The sequence below is a fragment of the Campylobacter sp. 10_1_50 genome (assembly GCF_000238755.1).
Lineage (GTDB): Bacteria > Campylobacterota > Campylobacteria > Campylobacterales > Campylobacteraceae > Campylobacter_A > Campylobacter_A concisus_R.
In genome coordinates this window covers 135,428-156,879 of record NZ_JH414887.1, presented here as the reverse complement: position 1 = coordinate 156,879, position 21,452 = coordinate 135,428, and the positions used below count along the sequence as shown (strand labels likewise).

The 21,452-nt window shown below is 38.4% G+C and carries 25 protein-coding genes and 1 other RNA gene; 11 read left to right on the top strand and 15 right to left on the bottom strand.

All coding sequences use genetic code 11. From position 1 onward, the window contains the following. Positions 1-56: 56 nt before the first annotated feature. Genes rarD (HMPREF1019_RS00760) through HMPREF1019_RS09680 form a run of 6 tightly spaced genes read left to right on the top strand, consistent with a single transcriptional unit; the run spans position 57 to position 5,619 of the window. Positions 57-944, top strand: coding sequence for an EamA family transporter RarD (rarD, locus tag HMPREF1019_RS00760; RefSeq protein WP_009293763.1), 888 nt, complete (start codon positions 57-59; stop codon positions 942-944). After that, positions 928-1,815 carry an EamA family transporter RarD gene (rarD, locus tag HMPREF1019_RS00755; protein WP_034900934.1) on the top strand — a complete coding sequence of 296 codons (888 nt, stop codon included), beginning with the start codon at positions 928-930 and terminating at the stop codon, positions 1,813-1,815. The genes rarD (HMPREF1019_RS00760) and rarD (HMPREF1019_RS00755) overlap by 17 nt, the downstream gene beginning before the upstream one ends. After that, positions 1,808-2,260, top strand: coding sequence for a hypothetical protein (locus HMPREF1019_RS00750; RefSeq protein ID WP_009293761.1), 453 nt, complete (start codon positions 1,808-1,810; stop codon positions 2,258-2,260). Before rarD (HMPREF1019_RS00755) ends, HMPREF1019_RS00750 begins: the two co-directional genes overlap by 8 nt. A gap of 54 nt (positions 2,261-2,314) precedes the next feature. Further along, positions 2,315-4,453, top strand: coding sequence for an AAA family ATPase (locus HMPREF1019_RS10250; RefSeq protein WP_009293760.1), 2,139 nt, complete (start codon positions 2,315-2,317; stop codon positions 4,451-4,453). Further along, positions 4,425-4,916: a 5-methylcytosine restriction system specificity protein McrC gene (locus HMPREF1019_RS09685; protein ID WP_050805221.1), complete on the top strand. Its 492-nt coding sequence runs from the start codon at positions 4,425-4,427 to the stop codon at positions 4,914-4,916. The genes HMPREF1019_RS10250 and HMPREF1019_RS09685 overlap by 29 nt, the downstream gene beginning before the upstream one ends. Further along, positions 4,846-5,619 carry an McrC family protein gene (locus HMPREF1019_RS09680; RefSeq protein WP_009293759.1) on the top strand — a complete coding sequence of 258 codons (774 nt, stop codon included), beginning with the start codon at positions 4,846-4,848 and terminating at the stop codon, positions 5,617-5,619. The genes HMPREF1019_RS09685 and HMPREF1019_RS09680 overlap by 71 nt, the downstream gene beginning before the upstream one ends. A gap of 15 nt (positions 5,620-5,634) precedes the next feature. Here the strand turns inward: HMPREF1019_RS09680 and HMPREF1019_RS00735 are convergent, their stop codons facing one another. From HMPREF1019_RS00735 to HMPREF1019_RS00670, 14 genes are all read right to left on the bottom strand, one after another. After that, a complete protein-coding gene (locus HMPREF1019_RS00735) occupies positions 5,635-6,690 on the bottom strand; it encodes a glycoside hydrolase family 3 N-terminal domain-containing protein (protein ID WP_009293758.1) in 1,056 nt (351 codons plus the stop codon). Next, positions 6,687-7,577 (bottom strand): NAD(P)H-dependent glycerol-3-phosphate dehydrogenase, encoded by an 891-nt coding sequence (locus HMPREF1019_RS00730; protein ID WP_009293757.1) that lies wholly within the window; start codon positions 7,575-7,577, stop codon positions 6,687-6,689. The genes HMPREF1019_RS00735 and HMPREF1019_RS00730 overlap by 4 nt, the downstream gene beginning before the upstream one ends. Before the next feature lie 12 nt (positions 7,578-7,589). Further along, complete coding sequence (gatB, locus tag HMPREF1019_RS00725) at positions 7,590-9,011, bottom strand: Asp-tRNA(Asn)/Glu-tRNA(Gln) amidotransferase subunit GatB (RefSeq protein ID WP_009293756.1); 1,422 nt, start codon at positions 9,009-9,011, stop codon at positions 7,590-7,592. 163 nt (positions 9,012-9,174) lie between these two features. Continuing rightward, the gene (locus HMPREF1019_RS00720; protein WP_009293755.1) at positions 9,175-9,855 is read right to left on the bottom strand and encodes a F0F1 ATP synthase subunit A; all 681 of its coding nucleotides are present in this window, start codon (positions 9,853-9,855) and stop codon (positions 9,175-9,177) included. Positions 9,856-9,920: 65 nt separating this feature from the next. Beyond that, a complete protein-coding gene (locus HMPREF1019_RS00715) occupies positions 9,921-10,682 on the bottom strand; it encodes a TSUP family transporter (RefSeq protein WP_009293754.1) in 762 nt (253 codons plus the stop codon). Positions 10,683-10,824: 142 nt separating this feature from the next. Beyond that, positions 10,825-11,361 carry a superoxide dismutase family protein gene (locus HMPREF1019_RS00710; RefSeq protein ID WP_002942317.1) on the bottom strand — a complete coding sequence of 179 codons (537 nt, stop codon included), beginning with the start codon at positions 11,359-11,361 and terminating at the stop codon, positions 10,825-10,827. A gap of 66 nt (positions 11,362-11,427) precedes the next feature. After that, a complete protein-coding gene (locus tag HMPREF1019_RS00705) occupies positions 11,428-12,195 on the bottom strand; it encodes a TIGR02757 family protein (protein WP_009293753.1) in 768 nt (255 codons plus the stop codon). Beyond that, entirely contained in the window at positions 12,192-14,063 is a 1,872-nt protein-coding gene (gene flgK, locus HMPREF1019_RS00700) for a flagellar hook-associated protein FlgK (RefSeq protein ID WP_009293752.1), read from the bottom strand. Before flgK ends, HMPREF1019_RS00705 begins: the two co-directional genes overlap by 4 nt. Positions 14,064-14,066: 3 nt before the next feature. Then, a complete protein-coding gene (locus tag HMPREF1019_RS00695) occupies positions 14,067-14,498 on the bottom strand; it encodes a flagellar export chaperone FlgN (protein WP_002942314.1) in 432 nt (143 codons plus the stop codon). 16 nt (positions 14,499-14,514) lie between these two features. Further along, on the bottom strand, positions 14,515-14,718 hold the full coding sequence (locus HMPREF1019_RS00690; RefSeq protein WP_009293751.1) for a flagellar biosynthesis anti-sigma factor FlgM: 204 nt from the start codon (positions 14,716-14,718) through the stop codon (positions 14,515-14,517). A gap of 58 nt (positions 14,719-14,776) precedes the next feature. Then, the gene (locus HMPREF1019_RS00685; RefSeq protein WP_009293750.1) at positions 14,777-15,076 is read right to left on the bottom strand and encodes a rod-binding protein; all 300 of its coding nucleotides are present in this window, start codon (positions 15,074-15,076) and stop codon (positions 14,777-14,779) included. Continuing rightward, positions 15,076-16,128: a flagellar basal body P-ring protein FlgI gene (locus tag HMPREF1019_RS00680; RefSeq protein WP_009293749.1), complete on the bottom strand. Its 1,053-nt coding sequence runs from the start codon at positions 16,126-16,128 to the stop codon at positions 15,076-15,078. The genes HMPREF1019_RS00685 and HMPREF1019_RS00680 overlap by 1 nt, the downstream gene beginning before the upstream one ends. A gap of 57 nt (positions 16,129-16,185) precedes the next feature. Then, positions 16,186-16,752 carry a 16S rRNA (guanine(966)-N(2))-methyltransferase RsmD gene (gene rsmD / locus HMPREF1019_RS00675; RefSeq protein ID WP_009293748.1) on the bottom strand — a complete coding sequence of 189 codons (567 nt, stop codon included), beginning with the start codon at positions 16,750-16,752 and terminating at the stop codon, positions 16,186-16,188. Continuing rightward, positions 16,749-17,093 carry a hypothetical protein gene (locus tag HMPREF1019_RS00670; protein WP_009293747.1) on the bottom strand — a complete coding sequence of 115 codons (345 nt, stop codon included), beginning with the start codon at positions 17,091-17,093 and terminating at the stop codon, positions 16,749-16,751. The genes rsmD and HMPREF1019_RS00670 overlap by 4 nt, the downstream gene beginning before the upstream one ends. Positions 17,094-17,212: 119 nt before the next feature. Between HMPREF1019_RS00670 and HMPREF1019_RS00665 the strand changes: the two genes are divergently transcribed. From HMPREF1019_RS00665 to HMPREF1019_RS00650, 4 genes are read left to right on the top strand one after another with little or no spacing between them, the layout of a single operon-like run. Next, on the top strand, positions 17,213-17,608 hold the full coding sequence (locus HMPREF1019_RS00665; RefSeq protein ID WP_009293746.1) for a FlaG family protein: 396 nt from the start codon (positions 17,213-17,215) through the stop codon (positions 17,606-17,608). Between the two features lie 2 nt (positions 17,609-17,610). Then, positions 17,611-19,371 (top strand): flagellar filament capping protein FliD, encoded by a 1,761-nt coding sequence (gene fliD / locus HMPREF1019_RS00660; RefSeq protein ID WP_009293745.1) that lies wholly within the window; start codon positions 17,611-17,613, stop codon positions 19,369-19,371. A gap of 9 nt (positions 19,372-19,380) precedes the next feature. Next, positions 19,381-19,752 (top strand): flagellar export chaperone FliS, encoded by a 372-nt coding sequence (gene fliS / locus HMPREF1019_RS00655; protein ID WP_009293744.1) that lies wholly within the window; start codon positions 19,381-19,383, stop codon positions 19,750-19,752. After that, positions 19,745-19,972: a hypothetical protein gene (locus HMPREF1019_RS00650; protein WP_009293743.1), complete on the top strand. Its 228-nt coding sequence runs from the start codon at positions 19,745-19,747 to the stop codon at positions 19,970-19,972. The genes fliS and HMPREF1019_RS00650 overlap by 8 nt, the downstream gene beginning before the upstream one ends. Before the next feature lie 101 nt (positions 19,973-20,073). Here HMPREF1019_RS00650 and rnpB read toward each other — a convergent pair. Then, positions 20,074-20,400: RNase P RNA component class A (gene rnpB, locus HMPREF1019_RS09700), an RNA gene on the bottom strand. A 508-nt stretch (positions 20,401-20,908) separates the two neighbouring features. Here rnpB and HMPREF1019_RS00645 point away from each other — a divergent pair. Beyond that, positions 20,909-21,452, top strand: a 544-nt coding sequence (locus tag HMPREF1019_RS00645; RefSeq protein WP_009293742.1) for a Cache 3/Cache 2 fusion domain-containing protein, incomplete at its 3' end; no start/stop codon positions are given.

Sequence of the window (21,452 nt, the reverse complement as noted above, 5' to 3'; positions counted from 1 at the left end):
TATTTTACATACAATCGCTACTTTAAATTTACCCAAAAAAAGAGAAGATTTTTTTCATGATAAAAGGCATATTTTATTCGCTTTTAGCATCAGTTTTATTTAACTGCATCTACTACATGTCAGTGCTCATGAACCCCATCAGCACGCAAGCTCTTATTGGATACCGCATGATCTTTGCCATGCCTTTTGTCATCGCCGCCATTTTTTTGTTAAAACAGCAGCGAAATTTCAAATTTTTACTTCTAAAAATAAAGCTAAAACCTAAAATTTTACTAGTTTTGCTTGCTACCTCGCTCATCGTCTCATTTCAGATGTGGCTCTATCTCTGGGCTCCAAGTAACGGCGCAGCGCTAAAAGTCTCGATAGGCTACCTCATCATGCCAATAGTCATGGTCCTTTTTGGACGGATATTTTTCAAAGAGCACCTCTCAAAAACAAAGTTAGCATCGATATTTTTCGCTGCCATTGGCGTCTTTAGCACAGCAGTCATTAGTGGCGGCATCTCGTGGGAGAGCGCTGTAGTTTTTTGCCTTTATCCAGTCTATTTTACCATTAGAAAGTACTACAACCTTGCAAATTTCTCAAGCTTTGTTATCGAGATAATTTTTATGTTTTTATTCTCATTTTATTTTGCGCTCACAGCCGATATGGACTACGTAATGAGCCAAAATCCAAACATCTACTATCTGCTCATCTTGCTTGGTGCTATCAGCGGCATAGCCCTCATCGCCCAGATCCTCTCAAGCACGCTCGTGCCGATAAACGTGTTAGGTCTGCTTACATATTTTGAGCCTATAATGATGCTTTTTGTCTCATTTGCCATCGGCGAGAGACTGGAGAAAAGCTCATACTTTTTGATGATCTGCCTAGCCATCTCTGTCACGCTTTTGATGATAGATAGTATAAATTCTATAAAAGGCGACAAAAATACCAAGACTAAATGAGAGCCAAAAAGGCGTTATTCTCGCGCTTAGCGCCTTTTTTATGTGGGGGTTTTTGGCGGTTTATTTCAACCTCTTTAGTAAAGAGGTGGATGCTTATGAAATTTTAGCCCACAGGATCATCTGGTCATTTTTCTTGATGGCGGCAGTGCTTTGCATTAATGGCAAAATGGGCGAAATTTTTGCGCTTCTTAAAGATATCCGCTCGCTAAAGGCTCTATTTTTAAGTGGTATTTTTATCACCATAAACTGGGGCGTTTATGTCTATGCGGTGGGTAGTGGCAAAATTTTAGACACAAGTTTGGGCTATTTTATAAATCCCTTGATAAGCATGCTTCTTGGCGTCATCATCTTTAAAGAGCGCCTGAGCAAAGCTGGCGCCATAGCCGTTTGCATCGTCATCGCAGCCGTCTGCGTGCAAATTTATGCCAAAGGCGGTCTGCCGCTTGTCTCTATCATCTTGCCACTTTCATTTGGTTTCTACGCGATGGTTAGAAAGATGGCGAAGATTAGCGCATTTAATGGGCTTTTTATCGAAACATTTTTTATGTTTCCATTTGCGCTTGGCTACGTTTTATGGCTGGTTTTTCACTCGCAAAGCCACTTTGGACTAAACAAGGACTCGCTTTTAATGATCGCTTCAAGCATCGTAACTATCGTGCCACTTGTCGCATTTAACGCAGCTGCTACAAGGATAAATTTAACGACGATTGGCTACTTGCAATACATCTCGCCAACTATCGCGATCCTTTGCGCGGTCTTTATTTACGGCGAAATTTTAGACGGCTATAAAGTCGTCTCATTTTGTATGATATGGCTGGCTTTAGCGATAATTAGCGTGGATAAATTTAGAAAAAGGAGTAAAAATGAATAGCGTAACGATCTATTTGCTGCTTGCATTTTTTGCAGCGCTTATTTTATATTTTCAGATACAAAAACTAACCAAAAAGCTTGACGATGAGGGGGCGGTGCCTGCCTATCAAAAGGCTGCGCAAGAGGTTTTAGAAAATTTAAGCAACACTGAGAAATACCCTAAATTTTGCAATGTCATCTTAAAAAAGATAAATGCTCTAAGGCAAGACATACTATTTGAAGATGCGCTAAATGAGGCTAGTGACAAGGACAAAGCTCTTGATCAGCTCGAGCAGACAAGAGATAAGCTAGAAGCACTTTTAAAACAAGAAAATGCAAACTGGGAGAGCGAACTTGTTGAAATTTTAGACGAGATCGATGGCTTTGTAAAGGCAAATTTAAAAAACGGCGAAGATAGAGCCGAAGAGCTAAGGGACGAACTAAAAAAAGAATTTGATGGGTTGTGAAAATATATTTAAAAGGTCTAAAGCTATAAAATAACAAAAACTAAGGATAGAAGCATGATAAGCGATAGTTTAAAAAATGAAATTTTGGATGGATTTGATTTTTACAAAAATAGATACGCCGAAAATACAAAATACAGCTCAGACGACAAAATAACGTATGACAAGTTAAGTAAATTTCGTAAAAATTTAATAACTTTTTCTAAAGATATATTTAGTGGATTTGAGACTGTAGATTATGGGATGTGGCAAAATAGCGGAAACATTTCAAAATATATATGGAATAGATATAAGCCCCGTGGAATAGAAAATAAAACAAATTTAATTATTTGTTTTGCCGTCTTGGCTGAGCCAGCTAGTTTTTATATATCTATAGACCTAATCAAAGATAATATAAACAATGAAGAAAAAAGGCAAAAAGATAAAATATATGAGTTTTTAGAAACCGAATGTAAAAAAATACATGTAGAAGGATTTAAACTTGGTAAATTTTCATGGGAAAGAAATATATTTTTTGCTATAGAAAATATAGACAATTTTACATCTCTTGATTATGCAAACTTACTTAATGCACTAACAAACGTATATCATCTAACATGTGAAAAATTTTATAAAAATACAGAAAATAATCAACAAAACAATAGTGATAATGAAGGATATAAAATGACCGACAATGACAAGAAATTAACTTATCCACTTAATCAAATTTTATACGGGCCTCCAGGAACAGGAAAAACATATAGCGTTGTTCGTAAAGCACTAGAAATTATAGAAGGCAATGCTTCCGATGATATATCTAAATTTAAAGAGTATGTAGAAAAGGGACAAATAAAATTTATCACATTTCATCAAAGCTATGGATATGAGGAATTTATTGAGGGCATAAAGCCTATTTTAAATAATGATGAAGCAGATAGCGACAAAGAGATAAAATACGATGTTGAAGATGGGATTTTTAAAAAACTTTGCAAGATGGCAAAAAGCATTGAAGGCAAAGCAAATAAGACATTAGAATTTAATGAAGATGTAAATTTTTGGAAGATGTCTTTGGGAAATTCTCAAAATCCGGATGAAGACTTTGTTTTTGAGTATTGCATAAAAAACAACGTTGTTTTACTTGGTTTTGGTAATTGGATTGATTTTAGCGATTGCGAAAATATCAAGCAAATTTTAGAAAAAATGAAAAAAGAAACGGTAGATTTTCCAGTCACAGCCATAAATAGACTAAAAAACGAGATAAAAAATGGAGATATAATCTTAGTTTCACTAGGAAACAAAAAGCTAAGAGCAGTGGCTAGGGTAACCGGTGAGTATGAGTTTTTAGATCAAGATGATCTTAACAGTTTTGTTCAAGCCAGAAGCGTTGAGTGGATTTTTGTGCCAGATGAGCCGATTGATTATGATAAATTTTTATACAAACAATTCTCGCAAATGAGTATTTATAACATAAAATATAATCTAAAAATAGACGAGTTTAAACAAATTTTTACAAAAGATAGTCAAAAAATTGAAAAAAATTACATCCTAATCATCGACGAGATCAATCGCGGAAATATATCTAAAATTTTTGGTGACCTCATAACTCTTATAGAACCGTCAAAAAGGCTCGGGGCAGATGATGAGATAATGGTCGAGCTGCTATACTCAAAAGAGAAATTTGGAGTGCCGTCAAATTTATACGTAATAGGCACGATGAATACAGCGGATCGCAGCATAGCTCTTATGGATACGGCTCTTAGAAGAAGGTTTGAGTTTGTGGAGATGATGCCAGAATATGACAACCTAAACAAAATAAATATCGAAGGCATAAATATAGGCGAAATGCTAAAAACGATAAACGATCGTATAGAGTATCTTTACGACAGAGATCACACGATAGGACATGCTTATTTTATGGGCGTGACAGACATCAAAACGCTTGCAAATGTCTTTAAAAATAAAATTTTACCGCTACTGCAAGAGTATTTTTACGACGACTGGGAGAAGATTAGGCTGGTTCTAGGCGATAGTCAAAAAGATGAAAATTTACAGCTTGTTAAAATCAAGAGAAATATGGCAGCAGAAAGACTATTTAGAGGAAAAATCGACTATATAGACGATAAGATTTTATACGAGATAAATAGTGAAGCCTTTAACAATCCGCAAAGCTACATAGAAATTTATAAAAATGCAACAAAGTCAGATAACGATAACTGAGTTTGAGCGCATATATCAGCACGATATATGCAAAAAAGACTTTGGCGATATAGAAAATTTTATCCTTAAAAATAGCGATGAAAATGCACCTTTTTTAAGGATAGCAAGCGGGGTTGGCGGGAAATTTATACAAGCTAGAAACTATGTCGGCGTCTTGCAGACAAAAAGTGGTCTAACGATAGAAATTTTGCCAAAAATAGCAGACAAAAACGACTCCGAAAGATCGAAAGCGGTTTTTATAAAAATGCTAAAGACGCTAAAAAAATTCCCATTTAAAAGCTCAAATTTAGCCAGTTTAAAAACACAAAATTTACCGCTTTTGGAAATTTTCATCTCTATGTTTTTATGCGAGCTTAAAGCTCTTGTAAAAAAAGGGGATAAAAAGCGACTATGTGGCGCTAGAGGAGAACCTGAATTTCCTAAAAGGAAAGCTAAACATAAACGAGCAGATAAAAAGAAATAGCATCCACAAAGAGCGGTTTTACGTAGGATACAGCGAATTTTTAAGCGATATAAAGATAAATAGGATCATAAAAACAACACTTAAATTTCTATACAAAAAGTCAAATTCTAGTAAAAATCAGCAAAAAATACGCGAGCTTTTATTTATATTTGATGAGGTTTTGGAGTGTGAGGATTATAAAAATTTCTTTGCGAAGCTTGTCATAAACCGCCAAGTAAAACACTACGAGCAAACTCTTTTATGGTGCAAGATCTTTTTGCTTGGCAACTCATTTACACCGCACAAGGGCGATGATCTAGCCTTTGCCTTGCTATTTGATATGAATGCACTCTTTGAAAGCTATGTTGGAAATTTTATAAAGAAAAGCTTTCCATGCACTATATTACAACACTCAGAAAAACACCTCGTTGAAGATCCAAAGAGTTTTAAACTAAGACCTGATGTATTTTTAGAAGGCAAATTTATAGCCGATACAAAATGGAAGATCGTAAGTTCAAGAGATGATATCTCACAAGCCGACCTATATCAACTCTACGCTTACGGTAAAAAGCATCCGTGTGACGGCAAGCTACACCTCATCTATCCAAAGATAGATGACATAAGACAAAAAACTATGAATTTTAGATACGACGATAAAATGTTGCTTGAAATTTTATATTTTGATCTTGAAAAAGACGAAAATAACGCAAATTTACTAACGTAACTTTAAAAGCCAAATTTAAAGCTTCGCTTTTAGAGCCATTATCCTCTTGTATGAAGCGTCTATTCGCTCTTTGCTGATCTTTTTCTCATTTACAGCATCAATTATGATCTGAGTGATCAGATCGGCCGTTCTTTGGTTGTTTATCTTAAACTCGCTAAAGAGTAAGATGTCGCCACCAGCGTTTATAAATTTCACCACTTTTTGAGCCAATGTCTCGTCTCCAACGCCTTTCATCAGCATATCATCGCTGATGACCACGCCATTAAATTTAAGCTCATTTCGCAAGAGGTCGGTTATTATTTTTTTAGAAAGTGTGGCTGGATTGTCCTCGTCGATACCCTTTACAAAAAGGTGTCCGACCATGATGATCTGCGCTCTACCAGTGCTTATGGCGTCTTTGTATGGCAGTAGCGCGTCTTTGCTTAGCGTGACCTCGCTCTTATTTTTATGTGAGTCCTCTTTTGAGCTGCCGTGCCCTGGGAAGTGCTTAAGTGTCGTTAAGATGCCCTGCTCTTTAAATGCGTCCATAAAAGCATCAGCGTAGATCACCACTTTGCTTGCATACTCACTAAACGCCCTTTGCTTAGCGGCGATGATAGGCGAGTTTTCATCGTGCAGATCAACCACTGGGGCGAAATTTAAATTTATGCCACACTCTTTTAAATTTATAGCCATTTTTGAGTAGAGATCGTATGCACTTTTGATATCAAGCGTGCTTGCGACCTCGTATGCGCTAGGATATGGGCCGTCAAAGCTCTTATCCTTCATACGACTTACGTTGCCGCCCTCTTCGTCGATAGCGATGAAAATTTTAGGACTTTTCTCTTTGATCGCCTTTATACTAGCTTTTAGCTGAGCTTTGCTGGTGACGTTTCTGCCAAGCAGCATAACTCCGCCAAATCTCTCGTATCCAGCGTCGCTTAACATCGCGCGAAACGCAGCATCTTTTGTGCTAGCTCCGTTAAAGCCAACCATTATCATCTGCGAGACTTTGGCTCTTAGGCTCACCTCAGCGCCATTTAGCCCCAAAGCAAAAATAGCCACAAAAAGTATAAATTTAAAAGCTCTCATCTTCTTCCCAAAAGCGATTTTACGCTCTCAAAAACGTCTTTGCTATTTAGCATATTTTCAACCTCACTAGCGATAGGCACATATATGCCCTTTTCTTTAGCGATCTTGCTAATAGCCCTTGCAGTATCGACGCCCTCTGCCACCTCGCCAAGCTCATTTAAAATTTTCTCTAATCTCTCGTGCCTTGCGATGCCTAGACCTACGCGGTAGTTGCGCGAAAGTATCGACGAAGCGGTTAAGAAAAGATCCCCTGCGCCGCTTAGCCCCATAAATGTCTCGTCTTTTGCGCCAAAAAATTTACCAAATCTAGCCATCTCGACAAGCCCACGTGAAATGAGACTCGCTCTTGCGTTGTTGCCAAGGCCAAGACCGTCACAGATGCCACCAGCTATGGCGATCACGTTTTTATAGGCTCCACACACCTCAGCACCGATCACATCATCAGAAGTGTAAGCTTTCATATAGCTTGGGAAAAATGAGGCAAATTTTAAAGCTAAATTTTCATTTTTAGAATTTACCACCAAGGCGCAAGGCAGCTTTTGCATGATCTCTTTTGCAAATGTCGGCCCAGAAAGAAAGGCCAAATTTTCTCTATCAACAAAGTCTTCATAAATTTCATTTAGAAATTTAAGATTTGCCGTGTCTATGCCCTTGCTGGCGACTAGGATCTTTTGACCTTTGTTTTTGTAGTTTTGCTTTAGCCATAAATTTGTAGCTTGCGTTGGGATCGTGCAGACTAGATATTCACACTCCAAAGCTTCATCCAAGCTTACAAAATTTGGCATCTCTCTTGGCGTTCTTGAACTGATGACGCACTCGTTATTTTCACTAAATGCGTGAAAAAGTGCACTGCCCCACTTGCCAGCTCCGATGACTGCTATGCTCATTTTAGCCCTTTTTTAGCCTATTTTGGTCTTTAAAAGCTCATTGACCTTGCCTGGGTTAAAGGCACCCTTGCCCTCTTTCATCACCTGACCGACAAAAAATCCAAACATCTTATCTTTGCCGTTTTTATACTCTTCGACTTTGTCGGCGTTTGCAACTAAAATTTGATCTATGATCGCGATGATCGCTGAGTCGTCACTCACTTGTTTCAAGCCAAGCTTTTCGATGACGCTATCGACGTCCGCGTCATGCTCCATTAGATAATCTAACACCTCTTTTGCAGCTTTGCCGCTTATCGTGCCATCTTCTATGCGTTTTAGTAAAATTATCATCTTAGCGCTGCTAACTGGGCTTGTCTCGATCGTTACGCCGTTATTTAAGCGGCCAAGAAGCTCGACTATAAGCCACGTAGTAGCAAGCTTTGGCTGAATTCCAGCAGCGATCAGCTCTTCAAAATATCTAGCCATCTCAACGCTTTGAGTTAAATTTAGCGCATCACTCTCTTTTATACCAAGCTCACTAACATATCTTGCCACCTTTTGCTCGGCAAGCTCTGGGATTTTGATCGCTTCGTTATACATCTCCTCTGGCACTTCAACAGGCAGCAAGTCAGGGTCAGGGAAATACCTATACTCCGCGCTATCCTCTTTGCCACGCATCGATCTTGTCACTAAATTTGTGGTGTCAAACAGCCTTGTCTCTTGATAGACCTCTTCGTCATATTTGCCATCTTCCCACGCTGTACTTTGGCGCTCTACTTCGTAGTCGATCGCTTTTTGGATAAATTTAAATGAGTTTAGGTTTTTTATCTCAACCCTTGTGTAAAGCTTTGTGTCACCTTTTGGACGGATAGAGACGTTTGCATCGCAGCGGAAGCTACCTTCCTGCATATTTGCGTCGCTGATGTTTAAAAAGCGAAGGATCGAGTGCAGTTTTTTAAGATAAGCCACCGCCTCGTCGCTACTTCTAAGGTCTGGCTCGCTAACTATCTCAAGAAGCGGCGTGCCGGCCCTGTTTAGATCGACCAAGCTCTCATTTTCTTCGTGGATATTCTTGCCAGCGTCCTCTTCAAGGTGCGCTCTAGTTACGCCTATGCGTTTTTTAGTGCCGTTTACGTCGATGATGAGCTCGCCGCCTTCTACAATAGGTATCTCAAACTGTGAAATTTGATATGCCTTTGGAAGGTCTGGGTAGAAGTAGTTTTTTCTATTAAAGACTGATTTTTTATTTATCTTAGCGTTTATCGCTGTGCCAAAGCTGATCGCCTTTTTAACAGCCTCTTTGTTTAGCACGGGTAGCGCTCCAGGCAGAGCTAGGCAGGTCGGACAAACGTGAGTGTTTGCCTCGTCGCCAAAGCTAGTCAAGCAAGAGCAGAAAATTTTAGTTTTTGTATTAAGCTGAGTGTGAACTTCTAAACCGATAACGACTTCAAACATATTTTTACCTTTAAATTTATGCAAATTTTTAGTGCGTATTTTAGCGATACTTTCTTTTAAAATATCTAAAGGGGAGCTTTGGTAATATATTTATATAGGTTAAAAATGTTTTTGGAGAATAAATTTAAAAGAGAGAAGCCATATAAAAATATGGCTTTAAATTTTAGTGTTCTCCGCTAATAGCGACTGCGCCAGCTAGATAAACGTAAGTTAGCATCATGAAGATAAATGTTTGCAAAACAGCCATAAGTGTTAGAAGTGCAAAGGCTGGAAGTGGAGCAAACCAAGGTGCAAGTGTAAGCATCGCAAGTAAAAACAAGTCATCGCCTTTGATGTTACCAAAAAGACGGAAAGATAGCGAAACTACACGTGAAAGATGTGAGATGACTTCGACTGGAAACATAATAGGAGCTAGAAATTTGTTTGGTCCCATGAAGTGTCCAAAGTATTTGAAAAAGCCATTTTCTCTAATGCCCTCAAAGTTGTAGTAAATAAATACAACCAAAGCCAAAACTAGAGTTAAATTTAAGCTTGAGCTTGGTGACTCAAAGCCAGGGATGATACCGATGACGTTTGAGAAAAATACGATAAAGCCGATAGTTGCGACAAGTGGGAGGTATTTTCTAGCTAGCTTTTCGCTACCTAAAGTATCCTTGCCCATAGAGATAACGCCCTCCAAATAAGCCTCAACTATGTTTTGAAGGCCCCTTGGCACAAGCTGCATTTTGCTCCTTGCGATGTAGGCAACGATGAGGATGATCAAAGCTACAAGGCAAAAGTGAAACGCATAGACAAAGGCATGTGAATGGTTTAGCAAATTTGAGAATAGAAACAAATCTTTCATTGATTTACCTTAGATTTAGAATTTTGTGTGATTGTAACAAAATTATTGTTAAAACATTTTTAATTTTAAGCTTTGAAGTAGTCAAAAAGTAGTTTGCAAATGGTCGCTGCAACAACTATCAAAAACATCGTTCTAATAAATTTGACCTCTTTTTTGATGACTAAATTTGAGCCAAAATATGCTCCTAAAATTTGCCCCACAGCCATCAAAAAGCCAACTAGCCAAAGTATCTGCCCGCCTGCTACAAAAACGCCAAGTGCTACGATATTGCTGGTGAAATTTAAAGCCTTTGTGTGAGCGACAGCTTTTTTTAAATTTAGCCCAATTAAAGCCACCATTGCAAACATCCAAAACGAGCCTGCTCCTGGGCCAAAAAAGCCATCATAAAAGCCAAGAATTAGTCCAAAAACGACATAAAAAAGCCTCTCATTCATCTTTGCAGCCCTGTCGTTCTCGCCTATTTTTGGCATAAAAAGCGTGTAGATGAAGATGGCGATTAGCAAAAATGGGATGATTATTTTTAAGAAATTTGCATTTAAAAATAAGATGAGCGTTGCGCCGATGAGAGCTCCAATAAATGTAAAAACTATGCCAACAAAGCACTCTTTGTAATTAATCAGCCCTTTTTTAGTGAAATTTAGCGTTGCCGTGAAGCTGCCAAATACGCCTTGAAGCTTGTTTGTACCAAGGGCTAAATGAGGTGGCACGCCCATAGCCATGATGGCTGGCAAAGTGATCAGTCCGCCGCCTCCTGCGATCGCATCGATAAAACCACCCAAAAATGCAGCGACAAAAAAGACAGTGTAGCTAAGTAGGTCAAATTCCATTTTTGTTCTTTGTAAATTTAAGTTAAAAAGCGGATTGTAGTTTAAAATTTTGAAATTTCATCTTAGAAACGGGGGTTAAATTTGAGCGCTAAATTTAAAAAGCCTTTAAACATTAAATTTAAAGGCTTTTTGTGAGGCTTAATTATTTAATAACGCCGCAAAGCATTCTAGCGCCGCCACCGCCAAGTGCTTTTGGCTGGTCGCTGTGGTTGTCACCACCGACGTGAACCATTAGTGAGTGACCTTTTAGCTCGTCAAGATTTTTTATCTTTGGAGCTAGTACTGGGTAGTTTGCATTGCCCTCAGCATCTACGTAAAGCGCTGGCAGATCGCCTTTGTGACCCTTATCGTCCCATGCAAATGAGTGCATCTTTGTTTCAGCTGGATCCCAGTGACCGCCTGCTTTCATACCAAGACCTTTTTCAGTCGCGCCACAATCAGCATTTTGATGAACGTGGAAGCCATGAAGTCCTGCAGGAAGACCTTTTAAATTTGGAAAAAACGCAACACCGTAGTTTGTCTTAACAGCTACTACTTCGCCAACGCTCTTATCGCCCTTTTCGCTTAGCTCATTAACAGGTATGACTAGATGTTCGCCAGCCTTTGGATCAAAGTGATGACCCTCGTGAGCAAAAAGCAAAGTTCCTAAAACTGCACTTAGTAAAACGATTTTTTTCATACAAGCTCCTTATGGATAAAATTGTATCGTAAGTTTATCCTAAATTTAAAAATTTAGCAATAATTTTTATTTTTTAAGATTTTTTACGATAGTTTCTAGCTCTTTGCTCTGCCCTATCCTGTAAAGCGCAAAATCGTATTTTATCGGGTCTAGCTCGTCAAATTCTCTAAGTTTTTTTGTAAGCTCCATAACCGCTTTGAAGTCGTAGCTCTTTCTACTTATAAGGCCTAAATTTAACGAAACCCTATGCGTGTGCACATCAAGTGGCATCAAAAGTCTATCTTTTGGCAAATTTTTAAATAGTCCAAGATCGATGTCGCTATCTCGCACCATCCAGCGAAGATACATATTGTAGCGTTTATATGGACTTTGTGGCTCTTTACTAAAGCTCTTGCCAAAGAAAAACTCATATCCGTCCGAGCGGTAAGAATTTAGCCCATAAATAAATTTAATAAGCTCATTTACTGCTTCTATCATCTCGCCGTTTTTTGCAAGACCTTGGCGCAAAATTTGCTCAATATCAGCCTCTTTTTTTAGGCGTGAAAGTGTGATAAAAATTTCTTTTACGTCATTTTCATTTTGAAAGCGGTATTTAAAATTTGATAAATTTTTCTTGATATTTTGCTCGCTCTCATCAAGCAGGCTAAATTCAAGCGAATTTAGAAATTTCACTATCATTTTTGCGTTGCCGTAAGCAAATAACGCGCAAATGAGCGCTATGTTTGGCTCTTTAAATTTAGTAGCTACTTGAAGAGGATCCGGGGCGTCAAATAGCCCCTGGTTTGTATTTTTACTAATTACGTGCGAGTCTAAAAGGCTCTTTAGTTCGCTCATTGTTTTAGTGAAAGAAGCGTGTCTAGCATCTGATCAACGGTCGTGATGATCTTTGCTGCTGCGCCGTAGCTTGCTTGAAAGCGGATCAAATTTGTAAGCTCTTCGTTGGTATCTACGCCGCTTGTTGATTGAAATTCCTCTTCAGCAGTCCTTTGCAAAGATGTGTTTGTGTCGTGGATAGTGTTGTTTGCCTCGGTATCGCTCGCCATATCAGTTGTGAAATAGCGGTAATACCCCTCGATCGTCTCATCTCTATCAAGCGCAGTGCCACTTGAGTAAAATGTCTGCTTTTGGTACTGAAGTTGAATCATCTTGTTTGCAACTTCGTTGTTTCCGACAACTGGCTTTGAGTAGGCACGAAGTTTTGTATGATCTTGGGTGAAATTTTGATTGATGCCTATTGTATTTGAGTTTGTGCCAGAGAAAAATCTGTTGATACCAACAACGCCTGGGAAATTTGTGCCGTGATCGACTATTGAGATACTATAAAGCCCTTGAGCTTGCTTTGGTATGAGCGCAAATGTGCCTTGATGCGTGTTTTTATCATAAAAATACGACGCTTCAAAAAAGTCATCGACGTCATTTAGCATGTTGTTATCGTTGTTATCGTCTGAATTTGAGTTAAAATCCTGCACAACAGAGTTGCCGTATTTTGTATCGTTCATCGTCGTAGTGCCGTTTATCTCGATAGTTTTTTTAGCTACGACGTTACCCTTATTGTCATAAACGATAGCATCAAAACTGCCGTTTCTTATGCTGTTGTCGTGGTTCATCAGCGTCTTGTCATTTTCTAGGTAGCTGATCGGATCTGAGTTCGAAATTTCAACCGCAGACTCGGCATAGACGTTATTTGTGCTTGTTATTAAAGTTTTTGAAAATGTATTTAGGTTGTCGATATATTTTTGGATGATACCATCGCTAAATTTATCATTATCTGGCTCGTAGTTACGGCCTCTAAGATCAAGCGCGGCACCTATCTTGCCATTTGTGATCTTCTCCTCCATAGGGATGCGTCTGCCATCTTCTCTTTCATAATAAATTTTTGTGTATTGCCCACTCTCGGTTGAGCTCATAGAAATTTCATGAAAATTTACGCCATCAACTATGCTCACACCGCCGATATTTAGGTTGTAGTATCTTCCTTGATCGCTTATGCCTGTATCTATCCTTGACTCGCTTTTTAGATCGCTTTTATAAACAGCTGTATTTACTAGCTTTGACATAGCAAGCTCGAGCTCATCGCGCTTGTCACGAAGGTCGTTTGCATTTATCTTGATGCCAGCGTCTGCGCCAGATTCAACTCTTTGAATTTGCTTATTGATATTTGCTATTTGCTTGCCAAGTGAGTTTATCTCGTTTATATTTATCTTTATAGTCTCATCTATCTGCGTGTGCATATCATAAAGCATCTTTGATGAGCGGTTGATGCTAGCTGTTAAAACGCTAGCTTTGTTTATCAGATTTACCTTTTGAGCTCCCTCGTCTGGGTTTGAAGCGAAGTTGTTCCACGCTGCAAAATACTCCTGTATATCTTTTACCATGCCGTTATCTTTTAGGTCTGGGAAGTATTTTGTCGCCTCTTGTAAAATTCTCTGTTTATAGCCTGTATTTTCTAAATTTGATGATGAATATTTTAGTCTTTGGTAGGCAAACTCATCGTGAAGTCTTGTCACAGTATCTACTTGCGTACCTGTGCCAACGCCACCAGGGACAGTATTCATCGCTGGAGATGCTGACTGGACTACACGCTGTCTTGTGTAGTAGTTACTATCGGCGTTTGTGATGTTGTTTCCAGTTGTGCTTATTTGCACTTGGGCTGCATTTAGCCCTGAAACGCCTGTGCCTAATGACATAAAGATATTAGCCATTTGTTAAACCCTTGATTTGTAAAAATTATTATCTGTGCCGCTGCCGTCTTGGCCATATTCATTAGTCTGAGTACCAAAGACTTTTTTGCTAAGCGAGTCGAAAAACTCCTTAACAACAACGACGTGTCTTGCATATTCTTTATTTACTTTATGCAAAATTTCAAGCTTTGAACGCATAAGCACTAGCTTTGACTTCACTTCATCATCTAAAACGCTTGCAAGTGTCGTAGTGCCACTCTCTTTTGAAACCCTTAATAGCTCTTTATCCAAAGCTCTTTTGGTATCTTCAAAAGCGCGCACGAGAGCATTTTTCTTCTTCACGCTCTCATCAACGCTTGAGTGCTTCGCCTCTTTTATATTGGCGATATCTTGCATCGTTAAATTTATAAGCTCGTCTAGCTCGCCTATGGCCTCGTCCAAAAGCTTCTTTATCATTTAAATTCCTTTAAATTTAGAGCAACACATCAGCCACAGCTTTTGCTGTTTTAGAGATATCTACCTGATAGGTGCCATTTGCTATTGCATCAGCTATCTCTTTTACTCTTGCGTTTTCGTTTGTTTTTACTTCTTTGTTTTCATTTTTAACTCTAGCATCGCTATTTTTATTTAGCGTATTTGCCTGGTAGTTTGGTCTTTGGTTCAAAGGAGTTATCATATCCATACCTCTTAAAATAAAATGTTTATATCACTACATCGGCAAAATATAAATTTACTTAAGAGTCTCTCTTCAAAAAATTGTATAAAAGTTCTGAAAAACCTAAATTTCCACTCAAAGCTTTGCTCATAGCGTCGTTATACATAGACCTGTAAATGTCGCTGCCAGCGGCTTTTGGATAGAGTGAGTTCTTATCATCTTCTTTTAAAGCGATATCAAGAACAGCTTTTACCATAAATGCTTCAAAAGCGTCAGTTTGCTCTTTTAAAAGTGCATCTTGTTTGGCATTTGCATTTTTTATCTTGTTTGCTGAGATGTCGTTATATGAATTTAGTGCTAGGGTGTTGTCTATTTGCATTATATTATCTCCAGATCGACTTGTATCGCGCCAACTCGTTTTAAATTTTCAAGTATCGATATGATATCACTTGGCGTTGCTCCAAGCTTGTTTAGCGCTCTTGTCACGTTTGCAACGGTCGTTTTCTCGCCTGAAATTTTAAGTAAATTTTGACTAGGAGCCACCGAGGTGTCGCTACCTATATTTACATCATTTTGCGCTGCCTCTTCGTAGCTGTTTGGCTCTATCTTTATAGTTATAGCGCCATGAGTTATCACGACTGGACTAACTACCGCGTTTATACCGCTAACTATCGTGCCAGTTCTCTCATCAACTACGATCTTCTCATCTGGCTTATACTCGACATCAAGATCAAGCACAGCGCTTGCAAGCTCGATGATGCTAACATCATCTGGCTTTTTAACGATAACCGTTCTTGGATCGATCGCCTTTGCTGTATCGTCTGAGATGTTTGCATTTATGGCGTTTTGGATATCAAGAGCGGTTTTAAAATTTGTATCTTTTAGGCTTAGTTTTATGCTATCTTGGTTGTATATATCGTAAGTGACCTCGCGCTCCACAAGGGCGCCATTTAAGATAGTGCCAACGGTTGGGTGGTTGCCGCCACTTCTGCCTGCGCTCTTGCCGCCGATACTTAGAGGTCCTTGAGCCAAAGCGTAGATATCGCCATCAACGCCTTTTAGTGGGGTCATAAGAAGGGTGCCACCTTGCAAGCTCTTAGCGTCGCCGATAGATGAGATCTCGATATCAAGCTTGTCGCCATGCCTTGCAAATGCAGGCAATTTTGCTGTCACCATAACAGCGGCTGCGTTTTTAGACTTGATATCATCTGGATTTATCTTGACATTTACGCCTTGAAGCATGTTTGATAGCGACTGGATCGTAAATTTTGACGTTGAACCATCTCCTGTGCCGTTTAGTCCGACGACTAAACCATAGCCTATTAGCTGATTATCCCTTACGCCAACGATGTTTGCAAGCTCTTTTATCTGCGTAGCAAAGGCTGAAGTAGCTATCACCGAAGCTGCTACAAAAGATAAAATTTTTTTCATATTTTTTCCTAAAATTTAGCTATTTTAGGTTTTTAAAGCAAAAGATGTTCCAAATTTTTACTGAAAATAAGAGAGAGAAGTAGCTCCAAATTTTTTAAATTTAACAAGCTTATACGCAGAAATTTCATCGCCAAATTTAAAGTCGCTGTTATGCTCAAAAACTATCATATAAATTTTCTCTTTTTTTAGCTGTGAGATCAAATTTACGAGCTTTTCGTAGATATCATCAAAGCCAGCCCTTATGTCAAATGGCGGATCAAGATAGAGCAAAACCTTGCCATTTTGCGAATTTACAAGATCAGGCAAAAGCGCAAAGCTGTCGCCATTTATCGCTTTTAAATTTGCACACTCCAAGCTTGCAAGGTTGTTTTGCGTGATCTTAAAAGCGGCTCTATCTTTTTCGATAGCGATAGCCTCGCGCGCTCCGTTGCTAACAGCCTCGCTTGCCATCACGCCACTTCCGCCAAAACCCTCTATAAATGTAAGTGAGTAAATTTCATCTCTAATGACGTTAAAAAAGGACTCCTTTACGATGCTTTTTGTGCTTCTTGTCGTGCTTAGACTTGGTAGCTCAAGCCTTTTGCCTTTAAATTTACCACTTGAAATTTTGGTGTAGAGTTTCACTGATTTGCCCTTAGAATTTCAAATAGATCAGCTTTAAATTTATCAATTAAGAGTGATACTTTTTGCTCCAAACTCTTTTCATTTGCTATTTGATCTGGCTCTTTTGCCTTTGAAATTTGTGTGGCTGAGTAAAACTCCTCGAGCGTATAAAGAAGAGTGGCTCTTGTGAATGGATGAGAAAGATGAGCGTTCTTACCTATTATAAATAGCGGTTTTTTTGTGACGATCTCTCGGTCACTTACTACAAAATCACAATCCTTATGATGAGCGGCCAAATTTCCACAAAAAAGTAGCAAGGTCTTTTGCAGCAAAATGCAGTCGCATTCAAATGAAATTTTCATATCCCGTCCTATAAATTTTGCTCGATTTTAACCTAAATAATCAAAAATTTATATAAATACTAAAGGAATTTAAAATTTTACCGATGTAGGAGCTAGCATAAGTTTTAAGGAGTAAAAATATGGAGATTTTTAAAGCAGCGGCAAATCAAACACTTGATGCAAGCATGAGCACATCGGCTCAGCGTCAAATCGATAGCAGACCTATCGAGCACTCTGATGTAAAAGTAAATGCCGATAAAAACGGTAAAGCAAAAGGTGCAGATGACCTAGACAAGCTTAGCAACGAGGATCTTGCTAGAAAGACAAGAGAGGTCACTGATAGGCTAAACTATCAGATGCAACAGCTCGATACTAATGTAAGATTTGCTTACAATGAGAAGTTAAATTTAATGGTAGTGCAAGTAAAAGACGCCAAAACAGGCGAAGAGATAACACAGCTTCCGAGCAAAGAAGCTATAAAAATCAGCGAGTATTTCAAAGAAAGTATCGGAATACTTTTTGACAAGGAGAGTTAAAAATGGCAGTAGGTAACGTAACAAATTTAGGCATCGGTACAAAAAATAGCGGCCTAAACGATGAGCTTATCAAGAAACTAAAAGAGGCTGATGAGGCTGGACAGATCAAACCACTTACAACAAGACTAGAGAAAAATGAGCTTAAGCAAAAGGACCTTGCGGCGCTAAAAACTCTTGTTAGCAACGTAAATGTTAGTGGCAAGACACTTGGCGGCGAGGCACTTTATCTAAAAAGAAACACAAATAACGCTGGCAAAAGCGTCACAGCTTCTGCTGCAAACGGCGTTAGCGTGCAAAGCTTTAGTATCGATGTGCAAAAACTTGCTCAAAAAGATACATTTCAAAGCAAGAATTTCAAAAATTCTTCAAGCATGGTGGGTGCGACAAATACTGGCTCGTTTGACGTTGAGATCGATGGACAAAAATTCTCTATCGGCGTAACAAGATCGACAACCTATCAAGATATCGTTGATAAGATAAATGACGTAAGTGGCGGTAAATTGCAAGCTAGAATTTTAAATGTTGGTGGCGATAAACCAAATCAAATAATGCTTCAATCAGGCAGCACTGGCGCTACACAGACTATTAAATTTTCAAACGACACTGCTGGTATTTTAGACAAGCTTGGCTGGGATGATACGCAGTTTCAAGACACAGACGAGCACGGCACAGCGCTAACAAATCCTGATGGCTCGCCAAAGATGACATCAAATTTGGAGAAAAATAGAATTCTAAAAGCGCAAGATGCAGAATTTACATATAACGGCGTAAATATCAAAAGAGATAAAAATAGCTTTGATGATCTAAGACCGGGTGTAAATATCACGCTAAATGAGACTGGCAGGACAAATGTCAGCATCTCTCAAAACACTGAAGAGGTCGTAAAAGCGGTTGAAGAGTTTATAAAAGACTACAACCTAATGACTATGAACCTTGAGATCGCTACAAAATATGATGAAGAGAAAGGCGCTGGTACTTTTCAAGGTGTAAGTGAAATTTTAAGCCTTAGATCAAACATCGGACGTCTAGTAAATGGTCAAGATAGCGAAGGCAAAGCGCTAAGTAAATTTGGCATAGTGCCAGATAAAGACGGTCAGCTTCAGCTTGATCTAAATAAATTTAACGCAGCTCTTAGCAAAGATCCAGAAGAAATTCAGAAATTTTTCATGGGTTCAAGCAAGACTGAGCCGATAAGCTACATGGGTAACTCAACCGTTAGCGCAGGTGCGTTAAATATCCAAGCTGGCGATCTAACGATAAATGGCAAGTCAGTTATATTTTCAACCATAGCTGGCGGGACAGCTGAGGATAACGCCCTAAAGCTTCAACAAGCTATCAATGACGCTGGTATCGACAGTGTCACAGCTAGCCTTGATCAAAGCGGCAAGAGGATCATATTAAAAAGAAGCGATGGCGAAAATATCGAGGTAAAAGGCAAAGCTTCTGCACTAGCAACTCTTGGTATGAGCGAAGCCACTGTAAATCCAGTGACTAAAAAAACTGATGGTCTTTTTACAAAGCTAGCTAATATGCTTGATGGCGCTGTTGGCAAGAAAGGTACTATGATCGCTATGCAAAATCAGCTAAAAGACGAGAGTGAGTCTATCACTAAAAATAAAGAGAGCACTCAAAAGCTTTTAGATGAGAAATATACAACGATGCAAGAGCGCTTCATCAAGTATAACTCTATCATCGCAAGTTTAGAAAATCAGTTCTCAACTCTAAAATCAATGATAGATGCTGAGATAAACAGTAGAAAATAAGAGAGAAAAATGAATCAAAGTGCATATAGTGCATACGCACAGTCGAGTTTCGGGGGCATCGAGTCCCCGACTAAATTAATAGAAATGCTTTATGACGGAATTTTAAAATTTATATTTCGCACCAAAAAAGCGATCGAAGCTGGAGATATAGAGAAAAAAGTCTATTATATAAACAGAGCAAACGCTATCTTTGTCGAGCTTTTAAACTCACTTGATTATTCTCAAGGCGACGTAGCTCACTATCTTAGCGGACTTTATACAAGGCAGATGCAGCTTCTTGCTATGGCAAATATCCAAAATGATATTAATGCACTAAACGAAGTAACAAATGTCGTAAAGCAGTTATCAGAAGCATGGAGAGAGGTAACATCAGGTGAATAGCTGGATCAATGAATTTAAGCTAGCGTTAATAAACGAAGACACAAGAAAGCTAGCTGCACTATCACAAAGCTTTAGCAAAGATATGTTTAAAAGCTTAGCTTCGGCTCAAGAAGCACAAGCGCTAATAGGCGGTGCGATAGAGCTTTTTAAAACTAAATCTTCACACATCCAAAACGAGCTTACAAAACTACAAAAAGCTCAAAAATACGTAAAAAACTAATCTAATACCAAACTTTCAAGGCACGGCATATTTGCCGGTTTCGTCTTGAAAATCTTTCAAATTTACCAACTGCTTGCTACTTGAAATTTACTCTAAATTTAAGCAAAGGCACGGCGTTAAGCCGAGTTCTGTCTTGAGCGATCATTTATCTACGCTTGCTTTTACAAACAAGCTCTAGCGAAGGGTTTTAATATAAGACCAAAACCATCCCTTCTTACTGCAAGTTGGGTTTATATGGCCACGCAAGTTACCAAGCGTGCCGGTGGGCTCTTACCCCGCCGTTTCACCTTTACCGCCAAGGCGGAAGTTTGCTTTCTGTTACACTATCCCTTAGGTTTCCCTAGCCATCCGTTAGATGGAACTTTGTCTTATCGCAGCTCGGACTTTCCTCTTTTGCAAGATGCAAAAGCGACCGCTTACCGTGCCAGAGCGTGATTATATTTAAAAATATATAAATTTACCCTGCGACCAAATTTTTCATCAAATTTTGCAAATTTATCTAAGAAATTTTTTTGATTTCTGAGCCTAAATTTTGTCACAAGTTGGTATGAAATTAATTTTTTTATTTAATCTTTTTAAAATTTCTTTACAAAAACAAGAGTAAAACACTCCAAATTTCACTTTTTTGTTATTTTGCTTTGAACCTTAAACCAATCTAATAAAATAGACAACAAATCAACAAAAAGATACAAATTTAAAATTTAACCCCTCAAAAGTACAAAATTCTAACTAACATCAAACTATAAATTTTACTTAAAAAGCTAAATTTAAATAGCAATTTTTTATAAATTTTTACTCCAGTTTCATAAAAGTTATAATTATAAATACAAAGCAAACAAAAATTTAAAATTCGTTATTTTTCCCCAAAATTCTATATGTTTTACGAGAAAAAATTTGTATAATAAACCCTTAAAATCTAAACCAAGGAGGATATAGATGAATTTGCGTAGCATCTTAGTCAAGGTCTCAGCGATCATCGCTTTAGTTCTTGCCATTTGTATGGCTTGCTTTGTTTTCTACACGTCACATGTCTTAGAGCGTGAGATCAAGGATGGAGTAGTAACTACTGTTAAACAAAATGTCGCTCTTGCAATGGATACGGTTGAACTATTTAACAAGGACAATGTTAATAATGCAGAGACGTTAATGAGCGTCTTTAAAGAGTTGGTTGGAAAAATCTCAGTTGATCATCAGATGAGTAAGACTGGCAATTACGAAGCACTTGAACTAGTCTCTCAAAGCGGTATTTTAAATAACAACTACGATATTATCGATAAATTTGGTAGAGCATCAAATGGCGGAATTTCAACCGTTTTTGCAAAATCAGGCGATAGCTTTTTAAGAGTAAGTACTGCCGTAACACAGCCAGATGGTAGCAAAGCTGTCGGCACACTACTAGATAAAAATAGTCCAGTTTATAAAAATGCAATAAACAAAGAACGATATGTAGGTGTTGTAAATTTATTTGGTCGCAACTATA

Coding starts and splice junctions, on each gene's coding strand:
- HMPREF1019_RS00690 (WP_009293751.1), bottom strand. CDS start 14,718: ATGATAACTCCTTTGAACCAAAGACCAAACTACCAGGCAAATACGCTA.
- HMPREF1019_RS00685 (WP_009293750.1), bottom strand. CDS start 15,076: ATGCAAATAGACAACACCCTAGCACTAAATTCATATAACGACATCTCA.
- HMPREF1019_RS00715 (WP_009293754.1), bottom strand. CDS start 10,682: ATGGAATTTGACCTACTTAGCTACACTGTCTTTTTTGTCGCTGCATTT.
- HMPREF1019_RS00750 (WP_009293761.1), top strand. CDS start 1,808: ATGAATAGCGTAACGATCTATTTGCTGCTTGCATTTTTTGCAGCGCTT.
- HMPREF1019_RS00680 (WP_009293749.1), bottom strand. CDS start 16,128: ATGAAAAAAATTTTATCTTTTGTAGCAGCTTCGGTGATAGCTACTTCA.
- HMPREF1019_RS00670 (WP_009293747.1), bottom strand. CDS start 17,093: ATGAAAATTTCATTTGAATGCGACTGCATTTTGCTGCAAAAGACCTTG.
- HMPREF1019_RS00730 (WP_009293757.1), bottom strand. CDS start 7,577: ATGAGCATAGCAGTCATCGGAGCTGGCAAGTGGGGCAGTGCACTTTTT.
- HMPREF1019_RS00695 (WP_002942314.1), bottom strand. CDS start 14,498: ATGATAAAGAAGCTTTTGGACGAGGCCATAGGCGAGCTAGACGAGCTT.
- HMPREF1019_RS10250 (WP_009293760.1), top strand. CDS start 2,315: ATGATAAGCGATAGTTTAAAAAATGAAATTTTGGATGGATTTGATTTT.
- fliS (WP_009293744.1), top strand. CDS start 19,381: ATGAATCAAAGTGCATATAGTGCATACGCACAGTCGAGTTTCGGGGGC.
- HMPREF1019_RS00735 (WP_009293758.1), bottom strand. CDS start 6,690: ATGAGAGCTTTTAAATTTATACTTTTTGTGGCTATTTTTGCTTTGGGG.
- HMPREF1019_RS00705 (WP_009293753.1), bottom strand. CDS start 12,195: ATGAGCGAACTAAAGAGCCTTTTAGACTCGCACGTAATTAGTAAAAAT.
- HMPREF1019_RS00665 (WP_009293746.1), top strand. CDS start 17,213: ATGGAGATTTTTAAAGCAGCGGCAAATCAAACACTTGATGCAAGCATG.
- HMPREF1019_RS00710 (WP_002942317.1), bottom strand. CDS start 11,361: ATGAAAAAAATCGTTTTACTAAGTGCAGTTTTAGGAACTTTGCTTTTT.
- HMPREF1019_RS09685 (WP_050805221.1), top strand. CDS start 4,425: ATGCAACAAAGTCAGATAACGATAACTGAGTTTGAGCGCATATATCAG.
- fliD (WP_009293745.1), top strand. CDS start 17,611: ATGGCAGTAGGTAACGTAACAAATTTAGGCATCGGTACAAAAAATAGC.
- HMPREF1019_RS00720 (WP_009293755.1), bottom strand. CDS start 9,855: ATGAAAGATTTGTTTCTATTCTCAAATTTGCTAAACCATTCACATGCC.
- flgK (WP_009293752.1), bottom strand. CDS start 14,063: ATGGCTAATATCTTTATGTCATTAGGCACAGGCGTTTCAGGGCTAAAT.
- gatB (WP_009293756.1), bottom strand. CDS start 9,011: ATGTTTGAAGTCGTTATCGGTTTAGAAGTTCACACTCAGCTTAATACA.
- rarD (WP_009293763.1), top strand. CDS start 57: ATGATAAAAGGCATATTTTATTCGCTTTTAGCATCAGTTTTATTTAAC.